Source organism: Sphingobium sp. TomMM15 (assembly GCF_055397045.1).
Map to the genome: position 1 here is coordinate 1,335,880 of NZ_AP027314.1, position 23,399 is coordinate 1,359,278.

Below are 23,399 nucleotides of genomic sequence, written 5' to 3' on the forward strand. Positions count from 1 at the left end.
AGAGGATCAACGTCATGAGAAAGTTCACCACGCACATAGCCTTGGGCAGCGCCAGCCTGCTCGCCATCGCGACGCCTGCATGGGCGCAGGAAACAACCGCGCCGCAAGCGGCCGAGCCCGTCGCCTCGACGGACATCATCGTCACCGCCACCCGGCGCGCCGAACGCCTGCAGGACGTCCCACTCGCCGTGTCGGCTCTTAGCGGTGACCAGCTTGCCGCGACCGGCTTCAAGGACCTCACCAACATCGCCTACACCTTTTCGGGCGTGCAGTTCGGCACCACCCCCAACGACGCTGGCTTCCGCGTTCGCGGCGTCGGCACGCTCGGCGGCTTCACCAGCGCGTCCGAAGCGCCGGTCGGCCTGGTGGTCGATAATGTCGTCATCGGCTTCGGTAGCCCGGTCAACAGCCTTGGCGATCTGGAACGGATCGAAGTGCTGAAGGGACCGCAGGGCACCCAGTTTGGCAAGAACGCCTCCTCGGGCGTCATCAATATCACGACGAAAAAGCCCGAACTCGGCGAATTCAGCGGCAATGTCTTCGCCTCCTATGGCTCGTTCGACGAGCGCGACATTCATGGCGCGGTCAACATTCCGATCGGCAGCAAAGCCGCGTTCAACATCTACGCCTTCGACCGCGCCTATGACGGCTTCATCAAAAATGTCGTCCGCGATGAAACATGGGGCGGCCAGCATTATTATGGCACACGCGCCAAGCTGCTGGTCGAGCCCACCGATGGTCTCTCGGTCACCCTGATCGGCGACTATTCGCGCCAGAAGCAGAAGGGACCCGGCCAGACCTGGACCCTCAACAAGCTCTCAGCCGCTCAGACCGCTCCGGGCGGCATCGCTGGCGTGCCCTTCGTCAATCTCGCGGCGCTGGGCGTCACGCCCGGCCTGCACAATGAAGAGTCCATCGAAGACGGCGCGGGCTTCTACGACGTCGAAAATTACGGTGCCTCGCTTCAGGTGGACCTTGAACTGGGTGATCATACCCTGACCTCTGTATCGGCTTGGCGCGAATTCAATGAAGCGCCCTTCACCTATGCGATCGATGGCCTGCCTTATGAGAAGTTCTTCGCCAAGTCGAAGGGCGAAACCAAGCGCTTCTTTTCGCAGGAACTGCGCCTGACTTCACCGCAGGGCCAACCGCTCGAATATATTGCGGGCCTGTTCTTCTCCCGGCAAAAGACCGGCCTTGGCGGCGGCCAGAGCGCGATCCTGCGTCCGGCGCTGCCCTATTCGACCTTCCCGACCGTCTCGATCACCGCAGGCTATAACGTCACGCGCACCACATCGGACAGCGCCGCGTTGTTCTTCGACGGCAAATATCATATCACTGACACGCTCAGCCTGATCGGCGGTGCGCGCCTCACGCGGGACAAGGTGAAGGCGCTGAACTACTCCTATGCCGATCCGGAACTGGCGCCGTTCGATCCGCCATCTCCCGCGAACAATTTCACGCCATCGGGCACCGTGCCTTACGACGTGCGCGCGCCGCAGACCGGCCGGGCAAAGAAGACCGACATTTCGGGCCGCGGGGGCCTCGAATATAAGCCCAACCGCGACCTCCTCTTCTACGCCACCTACGCACGTGGTTATCTGGGGCCGACGGTGACCTTCTCCGGCCTCACCGGAACCCGCAGCACAGTCGCGCCGCAGACGGTGGACGACATCACGGCGGGCGCGAAGATGCAGTTCCTCGACCGCACGCTGACCGTCAACCTCAACGCCTTCTGGGACAAATATAAGGATCTTCAGACGTCGGTCTTCGATGGTCAGGAATTCCTCACCGAAAATGCCGGCGGCGCGGAGGTGAAGGGGTTCGAAGTCGAGCTGGTCGCCCGTCCTTCCAAGACCTTCTCGGTCAACGCGTCCCTCACCTATTCGGACGCGAAGTTCACCGATTATGTGACGGCCTGCCCGACCGTGTTCGTCGTTTCGGGCACCGCAGCGACGGTCTGCAACGCCTCGGCAACGCCGGGTCAGTTGTTTGACGCCAGCGGGGAAGTCCTGCCCGGCTCACCCAAATATAGTGTCGTGCTGGGCGCGAACTGGGAATATCCGGTCACCGACCGCTTGACCTTCGACGCATCCGGCAACCTGTCCTTCCGGTCCAAGACGCAAAATGCGGTGGGTGACAAGAATACAATTCAGCCCGCCTATGAAGTGGTGAACCTCAACCTTGGCATAGGCAATGCGGACGGCGCATGGCGCGTGGGCGGTTTCGTGCGCAACCTGTTCGACGTCGATTTCAACTCGGCAATCCTTGGCCTCCCCTTCTCGGACGGCGGCTACGTGAACTGGCGCACTCGTGAAGCCGAGCGCACCTTCGGCGTGTCGTTCGAAGCGCGTTTCTGATCAAAAGCTGGCGGGCGGTCCAAATGAGATCGCCCGCCTCTGTTGCCAGCTAAGGACGAAACGGATGAGGCACGATATCGCCGCCATGGGCCAAGCCCTCGGCCCTGACATTCTAGCCCGCTGCACCGCGTTATTCGATGCGGAACAGAGCACCCTCGCCGCTCGCATCCCTGCCGCCGCGACCGACATCCCCTACGGCCCCCACGAACGCCACCGCCTCGACCTCCACCGCCCGCAATCCACATCCTCCGCTCCCATCCTCATCTTCCTCCACGGCGGCGGCTTTCTGAAGGGCGACAAGGGTGGCGATCAAAGTTGGCCCAACGCCAATGTCGGCCGCATGGCGGCGCAGGCGGGTTTCATGGGCATCGTCCCCAACTACCGCCTCGCGCCCGACCACCCGTGGCCCGCCGGTCCCGAAGACGTTGCCGCCATCATCGCCTGGACGAAGAGCAACGCCGCCCAGCATGGCGGCGACCCCAGCCGCATCGTCCTCATGGGCACCTCGGCCGGCGCGGTCCATGTTGCGGGATATTTCCAGCGCCACGGCACCACCGATATCCGCGCCGCCATCCTGCTCTCCGGCCTCTATGGCTACACCCCGCTCGATGAACGCGACACGCTCTATTATGGCGACCCAGCACTCTACCCCGACCGCATGCCGCTCGAAGCCGTGGCCTCGACCACCCTCCCGCTCTTCATCGCCTGCGCCCAGCATGACCCCGCCCGCTTCCAACAGGAATTTCTCGGGCTGATGCAGGACCGGCTCAACCGCCACGGCGCCATGCCGCGAGCGATGATCGTCAGCGGCCACAATCATTACAGCCTGCCCATGCACCTCGGCACCAGCGACCGCCGCCTCGCCGACGAAATCTGCGCCTTCATCAAAGACACAACAAACTAACCCGAAAAAGGGAGAGAGACATGATCGACCGCCGGACCCTGATCGCCACCGGCGCGGCTCTCGCCGCCAGTCCCGCGCTCGCAGCCGCAGACCGGCTGAGCGGCCGCCGTTTCCCGCAGGGCTTCCTCTGGGGCGCCTCCACCGCCGGGCATCAGGTGGAGGGCAATAATGTCGCCAGCGACCAGTGGTTGCTCGAAAATATCAAGCCCACCATCTATTCCACGCCCTCGGGCGACGCCGCCAACAGCTTCGCCCTGTGGCCGCAGGACATGGACCTGGCCAAGGGCATGGGCCTCAATAGCTACCGCTTTTCCCTCGAATGGGCGCGGATAGAGCCGGAGCCCGGCCTCTTCTCCATCGCCATGCTCGATCATTACAAGCGCATGATCGACGGCGCCCGCGCCCGAGGCCTTAACCCTGTCGTCACCTTCAACCATTTCACCGCGCCGCGCTGGTTCAGCGCCATGGGCGGCTGGACCAACAGCGAAGGCGTCCAGCTCTTCGCCCGCTTCTGCGACCGCACCGCCCGGCATCTGGCCGACGGCATCAGCCACGCCATCACCTTCAACGAACCCAACATCCTCCTCGTCCTGCGCGCCGTGGTCCTGCCGCCTCAAGTCATGGAGGCGCAAAAGGCGATGCTCGACGAAGCAGCCCGCCGCATGGGCACGCCCAAATTCACCGCGCTCAACGCCGCCAACATGGACGATCTCGACGCCATGCAGGCAAACCTCGTCCCCGCACACAAGGTTGCAAAGGCTGCGATCAAGGCCGTGCGCGGCGACCTACCCGTCGGCCTCTCCCTCTCCATGTTCGATGACCAGGCCATCGGCCGCAACAGCCTCCGCGATGCCAAGCGGCGGGAGCTCTACGGCGCATGGCTGGAAACCGCGCGAGCCGACGACTTCCTCGGCGTCCAGAATTACGAACGCAATATGTGGAGCGACAAGGGCAAGCTTCCCCCGCCCAAGGGCTCGCAACTCAACTATTCCGGTGCGGAAGTCTATGCCCCCTCCCTCGCCGGGGCCGTCCGCTACGCCCATGAAGCGACCGGCGTCCCCATCTTCGTCACCGAACATGGCGTGGGCACCGATGACGACAGCATCCGCGCCCGCTTCATCCCCGCCGCCCTCGCGGAGCTGCAAAAGACCATCGCGTCGGGCGTGCCCGTCATCGGCTACAGCCATTGGTCGCTCATCGACAACTTCGAATGGATCTTCGGCTATCGCCCGAAATTCGGCCTCCACAGCTTCGATCCCACCACCTTTGTCCGCGTTCCCAAGCCCAGCGCGACCGTATATGGTGCAATCGCACGCTCCAATGCGATTTGATGCACAGAACAGATAGAGAGGAGACCCGTTCGATGAAGCGCCCGGCCCTGACCACCCTCGTCCTGACCACGCTCACCTTGGCGATCGCCGCCCCCGCAGCCGCGCAAATGCAGCTCACGCCGATCGCCAAGCCAAAGCTCGCCGAAATCCCGCTCTATCCCTCCGCCAAGGATGCCGACAACGAACAATGGGAGCATTACAGCGTCCGTTATGGTCAGCTGCACATGGAAAATGACATTGTCCGCAATGTCACGCGCCCGACGATAACGCCCTATCTCCCCAACCCTGCAAAGGCCACTGGCGCAGGCGTCGTGGTCGCGCCCGGCGGCGCTTTCCTTCAACTTTCCATGGTCAGCGAAGGCGAGGAAATCGCCCGCTGGCTCGCTGCCCAAGGCATCGCCGCGTTCGTCCTCAAATACCGCCTGAACGAATCCCCCCGCGACGCGAAGGCCTACGGCACATTCATGGGCCAGCGCATGGCGCAGGCAACCAAGCCCGGCGCGGTGGACCAGATCAAGGAACCCCGCGCGACGCAGGACGCGCTGACCGCCCTCGCGATGATCCGCAGCCGCGCCAAGGAGTTCCGCGTCGATCCCGCCCGCGTCGGTATGATCGGCTTTTCCGCCGGAGCCATGACCGCGCTCAGCGCCGCGCTGGAGGGCCAGGGCGACGCCCGCCCCGCCTTCATCGGCTATATCTACGGCCCCATGACCGTCGTCACGGTCCCTGCCGACGCCCCACCGATGTTCGCCGCCATCGCCATGGACGATGGGCTGTTCAAGAAGCAGGGCTTCGCCATCGCCGACGCCTGGCGCAATGCCCGCCGTCCCGTCGAACTGCACGCCTATGAACGCGGCGACCACGGTTTCGGCGCTGGCCGCCCCGGCACCACCTCGACCGGCGTTCTACCGCAATTCGCCGACTGGCTGCGGATGCACGGCTGGCTGGCCGCCGCCCCCGCTACCGCCCGTTGATCCAAAGGATACCGGCATGAAGACCCGCGCCCTTCGCCTTGCGCTGCTGCTCGCCTGCACCGCCTTCGCCAGTCCGCTGCTGGCGGATGATCTCGCGGACGGCTTCCATAACCCACCGCAAAGCGCCCGGCCGCGCGTCTGGTGGCACTGGATGAACGGCAACATCACGAAGGAAGGGATCGACAAGGATCTCGACTGGATGGCGCGCATGGGGATCGGCGGCGTCCAGAATTTCGACGCCAGCCTGGAAACGCCGCAGATCGTGCCCAAGCGGCTTGTTTACATGACGCCGGACTGGAAAGACGCCTTCGCCCACGCCGTCCGCACCGCCGATGCCAAGGGCCTGGAATTCGCCATCGCCTCCTCCCCCGGCTGGAGCGAGACGGGCGGCCCCTGGGTCAAGCCCGAAGACGCGATGAAAAAGCTCGTCTGGGCGGAGACCACCGTGCGGGGTGGCCGCCGCGTTACGGGCGCGCTGCCTCAGCCACCCGCAACCGTCGGCCCCTTCCAGAGCGCATCCTTGCCCCCCGCCTTCGAAGGCATGGGTGGCTCGAAAACGCTCGCCCCACTCTATCGCGACGTCCGCCTGCTCGCCTTTCCGGTAAAGCGCGCCAGCCTGCCCCGCCCGCAAATGCGTCAAGGCGACGGCACGGCTATCGATGCCGCCGCGCTAGATGATGCCGACCTCAACACCACCGCCCAAATCACCACCGGCACCCCCGATCAGCCCGGCACGCTGATCCTCGACTATGGCAAGCCCGTCACGGTCCGCTCCGCCAGCCTCTTCGTCCCCAATGCCAAGCCCCCCTTTCGCGACCCGGCCTACCGTCCGGTGCTAGAGGCGCAGCAAGGCAGCGACTGGCGCCAGGTCGGCCATTTCCCCCTTTCCGAAGCCGCTACCACGATAGCCTTCCCCGCCGTCACCGCCAGTCGCTTCCGCATCGTCCTGCGGCGCAACGACGCGCCCCGCGCGCCCGGCCTTGGCGACGGCGTGCCGGGAGCCGTCACCATCGACTTCTTCGCTGAGCCGTCCAAACCAAAGCTGGCCATCGGCGCGCTCCAGCTATCCGCCGAACCACGCCTCGACCGCTTCGAGGCCAAGGCGGGCTTCACCATCCTGCGCGACTACGCCGCCCTCCCCGCCGGATCATCCTCCACCGCTGGCGCCGTAGACCCATCGAAGGTCATCGACATCAGCAGCCATCTACGCCCCGACGGCACGCTCGACTGGACCCCGCCTTCGGGCAGCAATTGGCGCATCCTCCGCCTCGGCTATTCGCTGCTCGGCAAGACCAACCATCCCGCCACCGCCGAAGCGACCGGCCTTGAAGTCGACAAATATGATCCCGCCGCCGTGCGCCGCTACATGGAAACCTATCTCTCCATGTATCGCGACGCAGTCGGCCCCGGATGGATCGGCGCAAAGGGCATCCGCGCGCTCCTGACCGACAGCATAGAGGTTGGCCCCTCCAACTGGACGCCGCGCATGGTCGAGGAATTCACCGCCCGGCGCGGCTATGATCCCCTGTCCTATCTGCCCGTCCTCACCGGCGCGATCGTCGGCTCGCCCGCGCGCAGCGACGCCTTTCTCCATGACTATCGCCAGACGCTGGCCGATCTTCTCGCCGACGCGCATTATGGCACCATCGCGAAGGTCGCGCATGAAAATGGCCTCATCCTCTATGGCGAAGCGCTTGAGGACGTGCGCCCGGTCTTGGGCGACGACCTCACCATGCGCAGCCATGCCGATGTGCCGATGGCCGCGCTCTGGACCTGGAACCGCGATGCAAAGCCCCGCCCCACTCTGCTCGGCGACATGAAGGGCGCAGCGTCCGTGGCCCATATCTACGGCCAGAATATCGTCGCGGCAGAATCCATGACCTCAGCCTCATCTCCGTGGGCCTTCGCGCCTTCGGACCTGAAGCGTATCGTTGATCTAGAATTCGCGTCCGGCATCAACCGGCCGATCGTCCACACCTCCGTTCACCAGCCAATCGACGACAAGGTGCCGGGCCTCAGCCTCATGATCTTCGGCCAATATTTCAACCGGCATGAAAGCTGGGCGGAAATGGCGCGCCCCTGGGTCGATTATATGGCCCGCACCAGCTACCTGCTTCAGCAGGGCCGCGACCATGCCGACATCGCCTGGTTCCATGGAGAGGACGCGCCGATCACCGCCCTGTTCGCGACCGCAGAACCGGCGGGATTGCCCAAGGGCTATGGTTATGACTTCGTCAACGCCGACATCCTCGCCAATGTCCTGAAGGTCGAGGATGGCCAGCTGGTCGCGCCCGGCGGCGCCCGCTACCGCGCCCTTTATCTCGGCGGATCGAGCCGCGTCATGACCCTGCCCACCCTGCGCCGCATCGCCGCGCTCGCCGACGCAGGCGTCCCCATCATCGGCGAAGCGCCCGAGCGCGACCCCGCCATGAAGGATGATCCCGCCGCCTTCGCCGCGCTTGTCGATCGCTTGTGGAAAGGCACCACCACCGCCAAGCCGCGCATCATCCCCGCTCAAGACCCGGACGCCGCCCTTGCCCGCATCGGCATCGCCCCTGATTTCCGCGTCACCGGCGGTGCGCCCGACAGCGAGTATCGCTTCGTCCACCGCACGCTGCCGGACGGCGAACTCTATTTCGTCAACAACCGCCAGAACCGCGCGGAAAAGATCGAAGCCCGCTTCCGCGTGACCGGCCGCCAGCCCGAAATCTGGCGCGCGATCGACGGCACGGCAGCACCTGTCTCCTACCGCACCGAAGGCCAGGAAACCGTCATCCCGCTGGACGTCGGCGCGGAAGATGCCTTCTTCATCCTCTTCCGCAAGCCCGCCAGCGCCCCCGCCGCGACGATCACCGCTCCCAACCCGCGCCAGATCGCAACCCTCGACCAGCCATGGCAGATCAGCTTCCAGCCCGGCCGGGGTGCGCCCGCCACCCTGCCGATGCCCCAACTCACGCCACTCAACGAAGCGAGGCAAGAAGGCGTCCGCTACTTCTCCGGCATCGCCGCCTACACCAGCCGCTTCACTCTGCCCAAAGCCGCAAAACGCGGCCAGCCACTCTGGCTCGATCTTGGGAAGGTAGGCGACCTCGCCGAAGTCCGCGTAAACGGCCAGCTTGCCGGGACCAGCTGGTTCGCACCCTATCGCCTCGACATCGGCCGCTTCGTCAAATCCGGCAGCAACCAGCTGGAGGTGAAAGTCGCCAATCTCTGGGTCAACCGCCTCATCGGTGACAAGCAACCCGGCGCCAAACCCATAACCTTCACCGCCGCTCCTACCTATAAACCGAACGCGCCCCTACGTCCGGGCGGTCTGATCGGCCCGGTGACGCTGTGGACCAAGTGAAATCTCAGGCTCATCGCGTGGACCGCAGGGGATTTATAGGGTCGGCCGCCGCCCTATTGGCGGCGCTCCCCTGTTCGCTGCGGGCTGCTCCATCGCACCGGCCTTCTCTGGCGCGAGTCATCATCGACAATGACTTTGCCGGAGATTCCGATGGCTTGTTTCAGCTCGCCCATCATCTTCTTTCCCCCTCCGTGAATATCCCGATCCTCGTCAGCTCCCACCTGCCCCCGGCCTTCGGCGGCGCGTCGTCTGCAGCGGACGGCCTGGCGAAAGCAAAACAGCTACTCGCTGTCCTGAAAGCGCCCAGGACGCCACATCTGCTGACCGGATCGGAAAGCTCGATCGCCTCGCGTGACGCCTGGAAGCCCAGTCCCGCCACCGCCGCGATCGTTCGGGAAGCCATGCGCGAGGACACGAATGAACCCCTCGTATACGCCGCGGGCGCGGGGCTGACCGAACTCGCCCTCGCTTGGCTTGCAGAGCCACGCATCGGCCGCCGGCTGAAGCTTGTCTGGATCGGCGGACGCGAACATAGCGGTATCGCCTACCCGCCTCCTGGCCCGGACGAGCCCGAATTCAATTTCTCGATCGATTCCCTGGCAGCGCAACTGATCTTCAACGAATCCGACATTGAAATCTGGCAAGTCCCTCGCGACGCCTATCGGCAGCTGCTGTTCAGTTCGGCGGAAATGCAGGATCTCGCCGCCTCAGGGCCGCTTGGCCGCTTTCTGAAGCTGCAAGTGGACGAAATGGACTCTAAACTCGCGGCGATCCCTGCATTTTCCAGCATGCCCTCGTCAGAAGTTATTGGGCTCGGCGACAGTGCGCTGGTGACGCTCACAGCGCTGTTGCCGCCCATCCAGCCCGATCCATCGTCGAGCCGGTACATTCTCCAGCCGACCCCTCGTTTGACTTCCGATGGCACCTACATCGCCAGGCCGACCGGCCGACCGATGCGTGTTTACACCTCGATCGACGCAGGCCTTACCATTCGCGACATGGTGCACAAGTTCAGGCGGCCACAGGTTCACCGGGAGCATTGATGGGGGCGAGCGCTATGATGCTGTGCCAGAGCAGTCGAAAGTGAGACAAGGGGCGCGTGAAGGCCCCTTGCGCCTCGATTATAGCGGCTGCGCCTCTCCGACCGCATCGACGTCAGCGCAAAGCCATGTTCATGATTGGCGTAGATCAGCTCATGCTCGGATGGCGGCACATCGGCCAATATGCCCAGCCATCCGAACGGATAGATTTTCTCCTAAGTGGTCGCGAGCACTTGGTCGATAACGCGCCCAAGGACAAGTTCCTGGAAGTCGCCCGCAGCATCCAACCCTTGGGCTGGCATGTCATCGTCTATTTCGAAGCCGACATATTGGGTAAGCGTGGGCTGGAGGCCGCGGATCAGGCGGCTTCGGCGATGGGTTGCTGATCTGGACGCCAGTTCCACGGCATGAGTTCATCCCAGCGGGCAGCAGGCCATTCGCCCGCAATCTTGGCGATAACGTCGGCGATATGTGATTTGCGTGATCCGCGCGCCTTGGAAAGGCAAAGTCATCGAGAAAACCGCAGCGAAGTTCGAGCCACTTGAGCAGACTGGCGCGAACATCGTCCATCAGTTCAAACTGAACTGGGCGGCCGATCTTTTGCTGAACAACGGTGGCCCTGGTCCGGATTTTGCGATCACAAACAATGTCACTGATCCGGATTTTCACCAGGTCGCAGCCGCGCAGCTTGCTATCGATAGCCAGATCGAAAAGCGCTCGATCTCGAAGTCGTCGGTGTCGATCAAGGAAGAAACGGACTGCCCAAATCTGGCGGGGCTTGAGGGCTCGCTTGGCGCCAACTTTTCGTCCCGCGTTTCATGACACTCGCTCGCGAGCGGCGGGATCAAATTCTGATAATCCAATGACACTTCTTCTGTGGCCACGATGGCCACAGGCAAAACGCGTCAACGCGAGACCGACCCTTTGCGGTCATTCAGCCACTAACTTCCCGACCTTCGGGGCGGTCGGTCTGCTTTTTTTGATCCTGTAGGCTCAGCCAATGACGGTCTGATAAGGAAACTGAGCAGTCAGCGGACCTTCTGCCTTGCCAGGACCACTGCTGAGTTGACGTTTTTCACCAGCGACGGCTGCATCCATGATCCTGATCGGCCATACAGGCACCCATGCCACGTTTTAATGCGCGCTGACCGCGGCCCATTCGGCAATGTTTGTTTCCTGACCGATCAGCGCCAAGCCATGAGCGATCGACGTCAGTTCATCGCCACCCGCGATGCGGTCGGCCGCGAAACGCTCTTCAAAAAGGCGCCGGACGGCAGGGATCAGAGAGGAGCCTCCGGTAAGAAAGACCTGATCTATCGCCTGGGGCCCGATCCCCGCTTCGGCAAGCGCCGCGTCTACTGTCGCGCCGATGCGGTCGAGGTCCGGTGCGATCCACTGTGCGAAATCCGCACGGCTGACATCTGCCTCTACACGCACGCCAGCACGATCGAAATGAAAATGCGCATGCTCTTCGCTGGAGAGCCCGCGCTTCAATTGGGCGACCGCGTCATACAGTGGGTAACCCAGCTCATTTTCCACGACAGCGATCATACGGCCTATCGCTGCGGGATCGGCCGCGGTCCGCTTCAGCTTCTGCAATTCGGCCAGTGTGCGGCGATTATGCATCAGCGCAAGGCGAGCCCAGTCGCCAAAATCGGCGAAATGGCCCGCAGGGATCTCCAGCGACTTGCCCATCGATGCATAGGTACCGCCTTTGCCCAGCATGGGCAGCACCAGCTTGTCCATGATACGATAGTCGAAGCGATCACCCGCTATACCAATGCCCGCGGAGCCAAGCGGTATACAGCGTTTCGCCGCACCCGGCGCCTCGATCCGCACCACGGAAAAGTCGCTCGTGCCGCCTCCGAAGTCGGCGACCAGCAAGGTGGCGGGTTTGGTCAGCCGCGCGGCGAAGCTGAAGGCAGCGCCCAGCGGTTCGTAGACATAATGCACTTCGCGCTCCAAAGCGGCGAACATGAGGTCGTAGCGCTGGCGAGCCAGCATATCGTCTGGCCGTTGCCCTGCATAACGGACCGGGCGGCCAACGACGACCCGCGGTGGCAACAGTTTGAGTTCATCGGCCGCATGTGCCCGCAGCCGCTCCAGAAAAATATGGCCGAGTTCCTCGAAGCGCAATCGCTTTTCGAAGATGGTTGCGTGTTCGAACGCCTTGCTGGCAGCGACGGATTTGAAGGATTGCAGAAAGCGGCTGCCCTGAGGAAAATCCAGAAACTCGGAGATGGCCCATGGCCCAGCTTCCCGCGCGATGCCGCCCGGCACGCCGCTATCCTCCCAGAAACAAAGCGCGGAGCGGAAGATGGGACCGGCATTACCAGAGGCTGGATAATTCACCAACATCGCCTCGCCATCCGCGCAGCCTAGCGCGACAACCGAATTGGTGGTTCCAAAGTCGATGCCAATCGAACGAGGAGACGAAATCATGTTATCGCCAATGCAATTGGGGAAAGGGCAAAACCGGCCCGACCGGTGGGGCGGGGCCTATCGCAGGCACAAGCGCCCGACGCAACCTTTACGATATCGCGGACATTAGAGCGGGCGGGCCACCGCACGGCGCTGTATAGCGAGCAAGCGAACCAGCGTTTCATCCAGTGCGGAGAGGAACCGCGACCGGTCAACTTTGCTGAAAGCGGCGGGCCCACCAACATGATCGCTGCCAGCTCTCAAATCAGCCATGATCGCGCGAACCGCTATGGCATTGCCGATGGACGCGTTCGTAAAGGGCTTGCCGGTGGGAGAAATTACCGCCCCACCCATTTTCAGGCAGCGGTCAGCCAGCAGAATATCAGCCGTGATGACTACCGTTCCGGCCGTCACCCGCTCGGCGATCCAGTCGTCCGCCGCGTCGAACCCGTCGCTGACCACTGTGCGGCTGATCAGAGGATGACGGGGTATCCGCAAGGGACTGTTGCTCACGACCGTGACAGGCACGGCATGGCGAAGGGCAACCTTGTAGATTTCATCCTTTACCGGGCAGGCGTCGGCATCAATTAAAATTTGGATCATCGGACACCACACTCATGCTGCATGGCGCATCATCTTCCACCACGCTCGGCCCGGGCGAGGCGCCGTCCGGTGGTGATCGTCTGAATGATGAACAGCAAGATCAGGATCAGGCCAGCTGCTCCCACAAAAACATCAAAGCCGGACAGCGCTCCAAAGATGCCGGGACCTGACCCGAGCACCATCATCATCACCGTCAGTGCGATCAGCATCAGTCGCAATTCTGTGGGTCCAGCGGCGAGATAGGACAGCTTGAACTCCCCCAGAACACGGGCGGAAAGATAGGCATGGATCGACAGCAACAGATAACCGGCCAGGGCCACCAGCGCGACGTTCATGGTTACGAAGGGACTAAGGCCAATGCCTGCAAGGATCAGCAGTGTTGCCAACCCATCGCAGCTATGGTCGATGAAGTAACCGTAGGAGGGACGCTCAATATGGCGATAGCGCGCAATGCTGCCATCCATCGAATCCCCGAACCATTGGACTACATAGCCGACGATGGCGAGTAGCAGCCAAGAAGCTGCCAGACCACTGGCGACATAACCCACGAAGATCATGAAGGCACCAACCATACCCAGCAAAGTCAGCCGATCAGGCGTGACCCACGGCGGCATCTGGCTGCACAGCCAATTCAGCAATCGGCGTTCCCTGGCGGCTAACCAATTTCCCTGTATTCTCGATAGGGAAGGCGCGGTCTGTAATGGGATTGTCATACGGCCTTATGAGGCCGTACGCTTCTATGAGCAACGTGCGAATGTTCCGACCTGAAGGCAGCGGCATGAGCGGCAAATCTCGGCAGAGCACGCCCCTTTGTAGCCGCTCAGCAGCTAATTTCTGGCACCCAGCTGCGGACGGTCGGGTTTTCCTGCTCGACCGCCGACGATCAGCGCTTGGCAGACGCGATCGGGAAGCTGCCCGGTAGTTCAGCTCAATTTCCGTTCACAATCTTGTCGCGCTGGTCAGCGGAGAGCGCGTCCGCATTGATGTCGGACTCGTCGATCGCTTCTTCCTTGGCTTCGCCTTGTTCCCGCGTGGCGTCAGCCTTGGCCTGCATCATGTCCTCGGCCGTTCCGCTCATATTGTCGGCCATCGCGTCCATCCTGTCCGCCCTGTTTTCCATCGCTTCCTGCGCCTGTTCGCCCAACTTGTCGTCTCCTTTGCCGCCACAGGCTGCCAAAGCCAGGCTGAGGCTCGCGGCGCAGGCGAAGATAATTGTGCGATGCATGTCGTCTCTCTCATTTTCCATCCAGGCCATAACCCCTTAACCCAATGTCGGATCCCAGAGGCAGATCGGGAGGCGTGGACAATCCTTACAAATTCGGCGTAACGACCTTGAGACGGCGATATCTCGCCTCCACGAAGCTGAAGATGCCGAACAGCGCCAGGCCGGTCGCGACTATCAGCAAGAGTGATGGCCCATGATCCTGCTCACGCAGTTCCCGGAGCGCCGCGCCAAGACCGCCTGCCTCTTGTGGATCGCGGTTGAGCAGTACGTTAATCAGGAACCATGCGATCATGGCAAAGACCAGCGCCCGCGCGGCATAACCTGCTTGTCCGATCCAACGAACCTGACGGGGGGCGGGCACATCGCCGTCCAGTTCGTCGAAATTCGCCTGATACGCCTTGACGCCCTGAGCCACCGCGACGGCAAGGAGGGAAAGTGCCACGAAGGCCACCAGCAGCGGACCTGCGGGCTGCTCCAACAGCCAGCCGGACCAGCTTTGAGCGGCTTCGTCACCCGGGCTGCCCAAGGATGCGGGGGCTTTTCGCAACGCCAGGCGTGCTGCCGTCACCGCAAGACCAGCGTGGACAATGCCGCTCAAGGCATAGCCAAGTCTTTCGAACTTCCCCTTGAAATCGCGCGATCGCATTTCGGGATCGAGAATGGCCTCGGTCAGACGCCAGAAGGCATAGCCAGCAAAGCCAAGAGCGCAAAGGACCAAGAGCAAGCGACCCAGCGGCGCATCGGCGAGCGTGCCCAGGACGCCCTGATTGTCACTTGGCTGCCCCCCATCGAATGCGACGTCGATCGCGAATACACCAATCAAAACGTAAACGAGCCCGCGCGCCGCAAAACCCAGCCGGGCAAACAAGGTGAACCAACTCCCGGAACCGTCGTACTTTATTCTCATCGCGCCTCCTGGTCATGGAACGCCGGGGAGCCGACGAAGTTGCCGAGGCTGATTGCGACACCGTCGGCGCACGGCAGCAGGTCGGCCAGGCAATGTATGCCGATCATCCAAAGGCGCCAGCAAGATCGTTCCTGCTGCGATGAAACCAGAGCAGCGTGGCAACGTTACGCTGACACAACAAGGAGAGAGGCTGATGAAATGGTGCGTCTTTCTGGCGATCGCAGCGAGCGCCACATCCGCCGGGCAGGCGCAGTTGCCTGCTGCAAACCCGGTGCTCGCCCCTGAGGAAACCTTGCTGGTGGTGAGCGGAGAAGGACAGAGCCGCCGAGTGCCTGATGTGGCCGTCTTCTCAGCTGGCGTTGTTACCCAGGGCAAGACGGGCGGCGACGCGCTCAGTGTCAACGCAATGCGGATGGATGAGGTGGTCAAAGCCTTGAAACGTGCCAGCATTGCGGATCGCGACATCCAGACATCGGCGCTTTCCCTGCAGCCGCAATATTCCAATCCGGATCAGGAGGCCCAAATCCGGGCAAGAATGACGCGCGAGCCCTATGTCGCGCCGGCACAGCCCCAGGCGCCCCGGATCATCGGCTATGAAGCGCGCAACAATGTGCAGGTGCGCGTCCGCAAGCTGGGTGAAATGGGGCGGATCATCGACACTCTGGTCCAGGCTGGCGCCAATCAGGTAGACGGCCCGTCCTTCACGCTGGACGAGCCCAAGGCCGCGCTCGACGAAGCGCGGACGGCGGCGGTGCGCGAGGCCCGGTCTCGCGCCGAGCTTTACGCGCGGGCGGCGGGGTTGCGCATTTCCCGCATCCTGTCGATCAGCGAGGGCGGAGGCTATTATCCCCAGCCGATCATTGTCACGGGCCGCATGGCAGGAGCGCCCCCCGCGCCGCCGCCGCCAAGTCCAGTGGCACCGGGCGAGTTGATGCTCGGCGCAACCGTCTCCATCCAGTTCGCGCTTCGACCCTAGGCGTGAAGCTGACGGCCTGGCCCGCGATGATCGCCGGGTCGCTCCTGCTTGCAGGCGGGTCCGCTGCAATCCATCGGCATGGGCCTGATCAGGCGGTCTTCTGTGCGCTGGGCAAGTCAAAGGACGGGTTTGACATCTATTGCCCACAGCCAGTGCTCAACGCCGGGTGGCCAGCACCCTATCTGTTCGACCGGCCGGGTATCTCGGTCGAGAACAGTATAGGCGTTGTAGAGGATGATTTTCGGTTCTGGCCGTTCGTAGCAGACATGGCCTTTTATGGGCTGCTGCTCGCCGGATTGGGGAACAGAGGGCGGCAAGTCCGGTCTCGGCGGAAGCGAGGATAAGGGGCGGCGGGTTCACGACGGTCATGTCCGCGCGGCACAGCGTCAGCATTCCTTCATCTTGCGCTCGGATGTTCGCTTCGGAACGATGATGGTGGAGAGATGATGTGGCGAGATTGGCCTTCGCACTGAGCGCGCTGATGCTGCTGTGCGCTTGTGACCGGGGCTCCCATGACCCGCGCGGCATCGACCGCGACGAAACTCTTCTCTCTGTCAGCGCGACGGGCCAGGCTGATGTCCGTCCGGACCAGGCGCAGTTCCAAGCAGGCATCAACACATGGGCCATAGCAGCGGAGGATGCCAGCGCTGCGAACCGGCAGATGATCGCGACGATCGTGGATGCTCTTGCCCAGGCGGGCATCGTGGAGAAGGACATTCAAACCCGATCTCTGAACGTGCAGCGAATTGATTGGGGCGATCGCAAGGGTCAGTATCAGGCGAGTAACGTCATCAATGTCACGGTTCGGGATGTGGATCGCGCCTCCGCTGCCATCACGGCGGCTACGGCTGCTGGAGCCAACATCCCGAGCGGTCCCGACCTGCGCCTCGCGGACCCGGAAAAGGCAGCCAACTCAGCCTACACAACGGCGTACGAGGCAGCCCATGCGCGGGCGCAGGCCTACGCCGATGCAGCGGGCATGACGATCGCCCGTGTTCTGACCATCCGCGATGCGGGCGGGACGCAAGGCAATCGCTACCTGCCCGGCGCCGTACCCGTCGCGCCGCCGCCTGTCGCTGTCGAGCAATCCGCCGCCAACGCCTCGACAGTTCTGCTCATGCCGGGGCAGACAGCGAGCACCGTTTCAGTTCAGGTCGATTTCGCGCTGGTGCCAAAAGCCGCCCTCTAACGAGCCGCGTCTCGTAAAAACGATTAGTTCGGGTGGCGACGCTTTGCGGCCGTTCGGAAGCCAAATTTTACATCCCGGATGCAGACGCCCAGCTATCCCGTTTAGGTAGCAGGAGGCTTCCGATGTTGAACGCCCACCGTGATAAAATCTCGGCTTCCCGCACAGGAAAGTCGCCCCTCATTCCGCGATGATAAGTTAAACAGGCAAGTTTCGTCAGGACCGCCTGTCACTGGCACCTTGTAGATGATCAATGCGGCCAATCGGCTGGTTTCTTGCCGGTCCGGCCCGCTTGCAGGGCATCCAGCGCTCGCTTGAATGCCGGGCGTGCCATGCCCCGCGCGACATAGGCGCCGAGCGTAGGATAATCTGCGAGGATCGCGCCATCGACATGACGCAGGACCTGAACCATGAGCAGATCGCCCGCGCTAAAATCGCCATACAGCCAGTCCCGATCACCCAGCGCGGCAGCGAGTTCGCCAAGACGCACCTTCAACCGTTGCAGCACGCTTGGCCAGCGATCTTCAGCCCAGCTTTGCTTCGCGTCTATAATGCGAGCGATCACCTGATCCCATACTACTGGCTCGACGGTATTGAGCGCTGCGAAAATCCAGTCAATCGCGCGTGCCCGATCGGCCGGATCGTCGGGCAGCAGGCCCGGCCAGCGCTGCGCGATGTGCAGAACGATTGCACCAGATTCGAACTGAACGACGTCGCCCTCTTCATAGGCGGGCACCTGTCCGAACGGGTTGCGGGCACGATGCTCCGGATCCTTTTGCTCACCCCAGTTCAGATAGCGCACGTTATAGGCCTGGCCGACTTCCTCCAAAGCCCAGCGGACCCGCATGTCGCGTACAAGGCCGCGCCCTTCGTCGGGCGCCCAATTGTAGGCGGTGAGTACAGGTCGGGTCATGCCGATTGGTCCGGCATGTTGTTCATATTTTCCCTCCATTCGTCATAGGCCGCAGGGGGAGAGCCGGTGAAGCCCTCCAACTGGCTCGCGAGCGCTCGCTGAAACGCCGGGCGCGCCGTGCCGCGCTTCACATAATCCACCAGCCTTGCCTGTTCGGTCAGCAGCGGATCATGCTCGATAATACGAAGCACCGAGATCATCATCAGGTCGCCTGCCGTGAAAGCCCAGTCAAACCATTCTTCATCGCCCAGTCGGTCAGCGGTTTCCTGCAACCGCTCCCGGATGCGGGTCTCGACGGCCGGGCGGCGCGGGCTGGACCAGGGTTTGTCGGCTTCGAACAGGTCGATGATGGACAGGTCCATGATCAACGGCTCGACCGTATTGAGCGCAGCAAATATCCATTCCGTTGCCCGGGCTCGGCCGGCGGCGTCGGCGGGAAAAAGGCCATCACGTGTGCTCGCAATGTGGTGGACGATCGCGCCGCTCTCGAACAGCGTGAGGTCACCCTCCTCCAGGGTCGGAACCTGTCCATAAGGTTGACGTCTGCGGTGCCCGGCTTCCTTCTGTTCGCCCTGGCGCAGATAGCGGACATGATATTCCTCGCCGACTTCCTCCAGCGCCCACCGTACACGCAGGTCGCGGACTTGCCCTTTCGCGAAATCGGGCACCCAGTCGAACGCAGTGATGGTAACCGCCATATCGTCCTCTCTCGGAATCCGCCGCTCGGCCGCCGACTTTAGCGGGATGCCGCCGTCATCGCGACAAACAATGACACACAAATATGATTTGAGTCGGCATAAATATTCAGAGTTCGCCGACGCATATCAAGCATCGCGCACGGATCGGCGCATCGCGCCCAACCTACCTCACTAAATGCGACTGACTTGCATTAGTATCAAACATTCAGTAGCGAGCCCCAGGAAAACGGGGAACTCGATGCAAAAGACCATTCACGCTCTTCTGACAACCTGTGCGCTTGTGGTCACGGGCTCGGCATTCGCGCAATCGCCAGCCGGGTCGGACGGCGAGGCGGCTGCCCCGATTATCGTCACCGCCGCGCGCAGCATCCTGCCTGTCAACGCCCTGCCGCTGACGATCGACGTGATCGATAAAGAAATGCTCGACCAGCAGATCGCCATTTCCGGTTCGGTCACCGATGCTGTGGCGACGCTCACTCCTTCCTTCTCCCCCACGCGCCAGAAGCTGTCTGGCGCGGGCGAGACATTGCGCGGTCGATCGCCGCTTTACGCGATCAACGGCATCCCGCAATCGACGCCGCTACGCGACGGCGGGCGCGATGGCTACACCATTGACGGTTTCTTCGTGGATCGCGTCGAGCTGATCTACGGCTCCAACGCGCTGCAGGGGATTGGCGGCACCGGCGGTATCGTCAATCAGGTCACCGTCGGCGCGCCCAAACAGGAAGGCCTCAGCAGCCGGGTGCTGCTGCAAGGGACGGCGGACAACGGGTTCCACTCCAACGGCATGGGCGGCAAAGCGGGCGGCCTGTTCCAATATAAGGCGGGCGATTTCGACGCGACAGTCGGCGCGACCTACGAAAAGCGTGGCGTCTTCTATGACGGGCAGGACCGCCGCGTCGGCCTCAACCTGACGCAGGGCGAGACGCAGGATTCGCAGGCGACGAATTTCTTCGCGCGGTTGGGCTATGCCGTCTCGGCGACCGGCCGCATCGACCTCATCGCCAGCCGCTTCGAGCTGAAGAGCGACGGCGATTACATTGCGCTCCCCGGCAACCGCCCGGCGGGCTTGCCGACCAGCGCCACACGGGGCGCTTCTCCCGGAGATCCTGCCGCCAACCGCACCGAAAGCGTGGCCCTGTCGTACACCGACAGCGCGCTTTGGGGCGGCAATTTCGTCAGCCAGCTTTTCTTCAACCGCTCGCGCGACACCTTTGGTGGTGAAAACCGCGATGCTACCGGCAAATATATCGCCTCCTTCCAGGACCCGAGCATCGCGCCTGTCGGCGATCTGTTCGACCAGTCGCAGAACCGCTCCCGCAAAATGGGCGCCAAGTTCAGCTATGAGCGCGCCGTGCCGGGGTTAGAGGCTCTCACCGCCACCCTCGGCTTCGACACGCTGTGGGACAGGACGCAGCAGCGCCTGATCGCCACCAACCGCGTCTGGGTGCCGCCCGCCGAGTTCCGCAGTCTCGCCCCCTTCCTGCAGACCAACCTCAAGCTGTTCGACGGACTGGTCCGCGTCGCGGGCGGGGCGCGCTGGGAAAATGTGCAGATCAAGATCGATGATTTCCACACCCTGGCCCAGACCACCCAGACGCTTCCGCCTGCTCAGCGCTATTGGGGCGGCGTCGATGTCGCGGGCGGAAAGCCCAAGTTCGACGACCTGCTGCTGAATGGCGGTGTCATCCTCGAACCGTGGGACGGAATCCGCGCCTACGCCAGCTATGCCGAGGGCTACACAGCACCTGATGTCGGGCGGATCACGCGCTCGATCAATCTGACCGGCATCGACATCGACAGCTATCTTGCGATCGAACCAATCGTCTCCAACAATCGCGAGATCGGTGTTGAAGTGAAGCGCGGACCGTTCGACGGGTCCGCCACCTATTTCTGGTCATCCAGCGATAAGGGCCAATTGCTCGTGCCTGGCACCGGCCGCAATTTCGACGTCCAGCGGCAGCGCATCGAGATTGAGGGGATTGAGGTCAATCTGCGCAGCCAAACACCGATCTCGGGCCTGAAGCTCGGCATCGGCTATGCCCATATCGAGGGCCGCTATGACAGCAATGCCGATGGTGCGGTCGATATCGATCTGGACGGCGTCAATATCTCACCTGATCGCGTAAACCTGTCCGCGACCTATAATCGTGGTCCAGTTTCAGCGATCCTCCAGACGCAATATTATCTCTCGCGCAGCTTCCATGCCGACGCTGGTGTGACGCAGCCCGATCCGCGCAACAACTTCGGCGGCTACGCCGTTACCGATGCCAGCATTCGTTACCAGACCGGTTTCGGCGGCGTCCGGTTGAGTGTGCAGAACCTGTTCGATAAATTCTACATCGATTACAGCAGCGACACGCGGCTGCCGTCCGACAATCTCGCTTATTTCGCGGGACGAGGGCGCAGCTTAACACTGAGCTGGGATTATAATTTTTGAAGATCCTCGACATCCTGCACCGCTGGATCGGCGGGTTGATCGGCGTGGTACTGGCGGTGCTGGGACTGTCGGGCGCGCTGCTGGTGCACAAGGATGCCTGGGTGATGCTCCCCCATGCATCCGATGTACTGGTGCAGGACGGCGCGGTCATCGCCCGGACGGTCGAGCGGGTCATGGCCGATCCCGCCCACCGACCGGAGATGATAAGCTTTGCCGGGCCGAATTTCGGCCTCGACCGACTACGTTTCGCGGACGATTCGGGCGCATATGTCACTCAGACAGGGGATTTGGTGACGCGCTGGGACAGCCAGTGGGAGCGGCCGGAACTTTGGCTGTTCGACCTCCATCACCATCTCTTCGCTGGCGACGTGGGCGAGACGGTCATCGGCATCGCCGCGCTGCTGGGGATGTTCTTCGTGGTATCGGGCGTCATCCTGTGGATCCGGACGCGCAAGACCTTCGAATTTCGCCTTTTCCCCAGGCGGCTCACCCGCCCCGCAATCGTGCGCCAGCATCGCGATCTGGGCGTGATTGCTGCGCCCTTGCTGGTATTGGCGTTTCTGACGGGCTCCATATTGGTTTTCCGTCCCATGGCGGCGCTGATCCTTGGCCCCTCCGCGCCCGCGCAGATCGATGCCAGCCTGAAGCCACCCAAGGCCACTGCTGTACCGCTAGGCTCAAACCTCGACTGGCGCGCAATGATCGCCACGGCGCATGCGCGATTCCCCGATGCGGAGCTGCGCAGCCTGTCGCTGCCTCGCAAAAAGAGCGGCCTTATCACCCTGCGCATGAAGAAGCCGGAAGAATGGCTACCCAACGGCCGCACCACCGTGTGGTTCACGGCGGACAGCGGCCGGCTGATTGCGGCGCGAGACGCATCGCGTCTGCCTGTAGTCGTGAAAATCTATAATATGCTCTATCCACTACATGCGGCTAAAGTGGGTGGTTTGGCCTATCGGCTGGTGATGACCTTCGCCGGTCTGGCTCTCACGCTGTTGGGAAGTCTGACCCTCTGGTCCTTCTGGTTCGCTCGAGGCCGAACCCCAAACATGCTTCCGCGATCCGCCGACAATCCCAAACCTCTTGTTACCAACGCCAGGTAAGCCACGTATCTCGGCCTGCGTCACGGATACTGGTACTGGAATTCCAAAAGACATCGCCGCTCGCATCTTCGATCCCTTCTTTACGACCAAGCCAATCGGCCAGGGCACAGGGTTGGGTCTTTCCATTATCCACGGCTTCGTGCCGCAGTCTGGCGGGCAGGTTCGGGTGTACAGCGAACCCGGGGATGGCACCACAATGTGCCTGTACCTTCCGCGCTTCTTGGGTGAGTTCGTCGATGATGTCGCCGAGATGCAGGAAGAAACTCCTGAGGTCGGTGCTGGCGAAACAGTGCTTGTGATTAATGACGAACTGACCGTTCGCATGCTGATCGTGGAGGTCCTGGAAGACGCGGGAAGACCCTGATCGAGTCTCTGGGCATACCCAAGTTCCTGCGCACCAAGGGGGCTTCCGGCTATCCAGATCTGCTGGTCGGCGGGCCTGGCTTTTGCTTCCCTGTGTTGCGGTGGAATGGTCGAGCATACAGCCGACATCATTTCGAATATGAGGGCAAGTCTTGCCGAGCGCGGTCGTGATGGTGATGGGAAACTCGACCCTTCTTTGCCGTTTAGGAGAAAAATTTCGCTGCTCCGGTGCGGACTGTCCGCTTGTCCATGCTGAGCACCCCGAAACTGGCCACTCGCTGGCGGTCAGGCTCGTTCCGCCGCTCGCAACGCAGGCAACAGTGCCGCTGGTCATTAATCTGATGTGCTTTGCAAAGTGTGGAAGTCCACATTGCCAACGTCGCCTGGGCCGTGATTAGCTGTGACTGGTCGATCACAGGATGGACCATTAGCGACGAGGGACTCGCCAAAGCAGCTCTCGAACAATCAGGCTAGCCTGTCGCGCGACTACCCTTGCACCGGATGATGAGGATGCTAAACCTTGGACCAGCCCGTCTCCGATCCCATAGGCGTATCGCGGTCCCAGGATCAAAGCTATCTCGAACAGCCGCCTCCCAGTTGCCGATGCTG

General features: G+C 62.4%; 20 protein-coding genes and 2 pseudogenes. 14 read left to right on the plus strand and 8 right to left on the minus strand.

The features are described 5' to 3' along the window. The first annotated feature begins 14 nt into the window (after positions 1 to 14). The 6 genes from ACZ51H_RS06785 (at position 15) to ACZ51H_RS06810 (ending at position 9,958) form a co-directional block, all read left to right on the plus strand. A complete protein-coding gene (locus tag ACZ51H_RS06785) occupies positions 15 to 2,360 on the plus strand; it encodes a TonB-dependent receptor (protein ID WP_464801321.1) in 2,346 nt (781 codons plus the stop codon). A 64-nt stretch (positions 2,361 to 2,424) separates the two neighbouring features. Continuing rightward, positions 2,425 to 3,264 carry an alpha/beta hydrolase gene (locus tag ACZ51H_RS06790; RefSeq protein ID WP_464801322.1) on the plus strand — a complete coding sequence of 280 codons (840 nt, stop codon included), beginning with the start codon at positions 2,425 to 2,427 and terminating at the stop codon, positions 3,262 to 3,264. 20 nt (positions 3,265 to 3,284) lie between these two features. After that, entirely contained in the window at positions 3,285 to 4,595 is a 1,311-nt protein-coding gene (locus ACZ51H_RS06795) for a family 1 glycosylhydrolase (RefSeq protein WP_464801323.1), read from the plus strand. 32 nt (positions 4,596 to 4,627) lie between these two features. Next, positions 4,628 to 5,569 carry an alpha/beta hydrolase gene (locus ACZ51H_RS06800; RefSeq protein ID WP_464801324.1) on the plus strand — a complete coding sequence of 314 codons (942 nt, stop codon included), beginning with the start codon at positions 4,628 to 4,630 and terminating at the stop codon, positions 5,567 to 5,569. A 16-nt stretch (positions 5,570 to 5,585) separates the two neighbouring features. Next, a complete protein-coding gene (locus ACZ51H_RS06805) occupies positions 5,586 to 8,915 on the plus strand; it encodes a glycosyl hydrolase (RefSeq protein ID WP_464801325.1) in 3,330 nt (1,109 codons plus the stop codon). A 17-nt stretch (positions 8,916 to 8,932) separates the two neighbouring features. After that, complete coding sequence (locus tag ACZ51H_RS06810) at positions 8,933 to 9,958, plus strand: nucleoside hydrolase (protein ID WP_464801326.1); 1,026 nt, start codon at positions 8,933 to 8,935, stop codon at positions 9,956 to 9,958. Positions 9,959 to 10,038: 80 nt separating this feature from the next. Here ACZ51H_RS06810 and ACZ51H_RS06815 read toward each other — a convergent pair. Next, a pseudogene (locus tag ACZ51H_RS06815) lies at positions 10,039 to 10,170 on the minus strand (FAD-dependent monooxygenase); the annotation flags it as partial. On the opposite strand from ACZ51H_RS06815, the pseudogene ACZ51H_RS06820 reads away from it, so the two are divergent. Together ACZ51H_RS06820 and ACZ51H_RS06825 are read left to right on the plus strand one after the other, a co-directional pair. After that, positions 10,156 to 10,287, plus strand: a pseudogene (locus ACZ51H_RS06820) (2-pyrone-4,6-dicarboxylate hydrolase); the annotation flags it as partial. The pseudogenes ACZ51H_RS06815 and ACZ51H_RS06820 sit on opposite strands and share 15 nt — an antisense overlap. A gap of 148 nt (positions 10,288 to 10,435) precedes the next feature. Then, positions 10,436 to 10,777, plus strand: a complete 342-nt coding sequence (locus ACZ51H_RS06825) for a hypothetical protein (protein WP_464801327.1) — start codon at positions 10,436 to 10,438, stop codon at positions 10,775 to 10,777. Positions 10,778 to 11,089: 312 nt separating this feature from the next. Here ACZ51H_RS06825 and ACZ51H_RS06830 read toward each other — a convergent pair whose 3' ends face one another. The 5 genes from ACZ51H_RS06830 to ACZ51H_RS06850 all read right to left on the minus strand — a co-directional run bounded on the left by ACZ51H_RS06830 (position 11,090) and on the right by ACZ51H_RS06850 (position 15,111). Continuing rightward, positions 11,090 to 12,397 carry an Hsp70 family protein gene (locus ACZ51H_RS06830; RefSeq protein ID WP_464801328.1) on the minus strand — a complete coding sequence of 436 codons (1,308 nt, stop codon included), beginning with the start codon at positions 12,395 to 12,397 and terminating at the stop codon, positions 11,090 to 11,092. A 105-nt stretch (positions 12,398 to 12,502) separates the two neighbouring features. Beyond that, the gene (locus tag ACZ51H_RS06835; protein ID WP_464770965.1) at positions 12,503 to 12,979 is read right to left on the minus strand and encodes a YaiI/YqxD family protein; all 477 of its coding nucleotides are present in this window, start codon (positions 12,977 to 12,979) and stop codon (positions 12,503 to 12,505) included. A 29-nt stretch (positions 12,980 to 13,008) separates the two neighbouring features. Next, entirely contained in the window at positions 13,009 to 13,692 is a 684-nt protein-coding gene (locus tag ACZ51H_RS06840) for a CDP-alcohol phosphatidyltransferase family protein (RefSeq protein ID WP_464801329.1), read from the minus strand. Positions 13,693 to 13,907: 215 nt separating this feature from the next. Continuing rightward, entirely contained in the window at positions 13,908 to 14,204 is a 297-nt protein-coding gene (locus tag ACZ51H_RS06845) for a hypothetical protein (protein ID WP_460986138.1), read from the minus strand. An 85-nt stretch (positions 14,205 to 14,289) separates the two neighbouring features. After that, positions 14,290 to 15,111, minus strand: coding sequence for a DUF1206 domain-containing protein (locus ACZ51H_RS06850; RefSeq protein ID WP_460986139.1), 822 nt, complete (start codon positions 15,109 to 15,111; stop codon positions 14,290 to 14,292). Between the two features lie 193 nt (positions 15,112 to 15,304). On the opposite strand from ACZ51H_RS06850, the gene ACZ51H_RS06855 reads away from it, so the two are divergent. The 3 genes from ACZ51H_RS06855 to ACZ51H_RS06865 all read left to right on the plus strand — a co-directional run bounded on the left by ACZ51H_RS06855 (position 15,305) and on the right by ACZ51H_RS06865 (position 17,276). Further along, positions 15,305 to 16,087 (plus strand): SIMPL domain-containing protein, encoded by a 783-nt coding sequence (locus ACZ51H_RS06855; RefSeq protein WP_460986140.1) that lies wholly within the window; start codon positions 15,305 to 15,307, stop codon positions 16,085 to 16,087. A gap of 2 nt (positions 16,088 to 16,089) precedes the next feature. Further along, positions 16,090 to 16,431, plus strand: a complete 342-nt coding sequence (locus ACZ51H_RS06860; protein ID WP_464801330.1) for a hypothetical protein — start codon at positions 16,090 to 16,092, stop codon at positions 16,429 to 16,431. A 104-nt stretch (positions 16,432 to 16,535) separates the two neighbouring features. Beyond that, the gene (locus ACZ51H_RS06865) at positions 16,536 to 17,276 is read left to right on the plus strand and encodes an SIMPL domain-containing protein (protein WP_464801331.1); all 741 of its coding nucleotides are present in this window, start codon (positions 16,536 to 16,538) and stop codon (positions 17,274 to 17,276) included. 247 nt (positions 17,277 to 17,523) lie between these two features. On the opposite strand, the gene ACZ51H_RS06870 is transcribed toward ACZ51H_RS06865, so the two are convergent. Both ACZ51H_RS06870 and ACZ51H_RS06875 read right to left on the minus strand, forming a co-directional pair. After that, entirely contained in the window at positions 17,524 to 18,186 is a 663-nt protein-coding gene (locus ACZ51H_RS06870; RefSeq protein WP_464801332.1) for a glutathione S-transferase family protein, read from the minus strand. Continuing rightward, positions 18,183 to 18,884 carry a glutathione S-transferase family protein gene (locus tag ACZ51H_RS06875; protein ID WP_464801333.1) on the minus strand — a complete coding sequence of 234 codons (702 nt, stop codon included), beginning with the start codon at positions 18,882 to 18,884 and terminating at the stop codon, positions 18,183 to 18,185. Before ACZ51H_RS06875 ends, ACZ51H_RS06870 begins: the two co-directional genes overlap by 4 nt. 238 nt (positions 18,885 to 19,122) lie before the next feature. Between ACZ51H_RS06875 and ACZ51H_RS06880 the strand changes: the two genes are divergently transcribed. From ACZ51H_RS06880 to ACZ51H_RS06890, 3 genes are read left to right on the plus strand one after another with little or no spacing between them, the layout of a single operon-like run. Continuing rightward, positions 19,123 to 21,324, plus strand: coding sequence for a TonB-dependent receptor (locus tag ACZ51H_RS06880; protein ID WP_464801334.1), 2,202 nt, complete (start codon positions 19,123 to 19,125; stop codon positions 21,322 to 21,324). Further along, positions 21,321 to 22,427, plus strand: coding sequence for a PepSY-associated TM helix domain-containing protein (locus ACZ51H_RS06885; RefSeq protein ID WP_464801335.1), 1,107 nt, complete (start codon positions 21,321 to 21,323; stop codon positions 22,425 to 22,427). Before ACZ51H_RS06880 ends, ACZ51H_RS06885 begins: the two co-directional genes overlap by 4 nt. Beyond that, the gene (locus ACZ51H_RS06890) at positions 22,408 to 22,791 is read left to right on the plus strand and encodes an ATP-binding protein (protein ID WP_464801336.1); all 384 of its coding nucleotides are present in this window, start codon (positions 22,408 to 22,410) and stop codon (positions 22,789 to 22,791) included. Before ACZ51H_RS06885 ends, ACZ51H_RS06890 begins: the two co-directional genes overlap by 20 nt. The last annotated feature ends 608 nt before the right edge of the window (positions 22,792 to 23,399 follow it).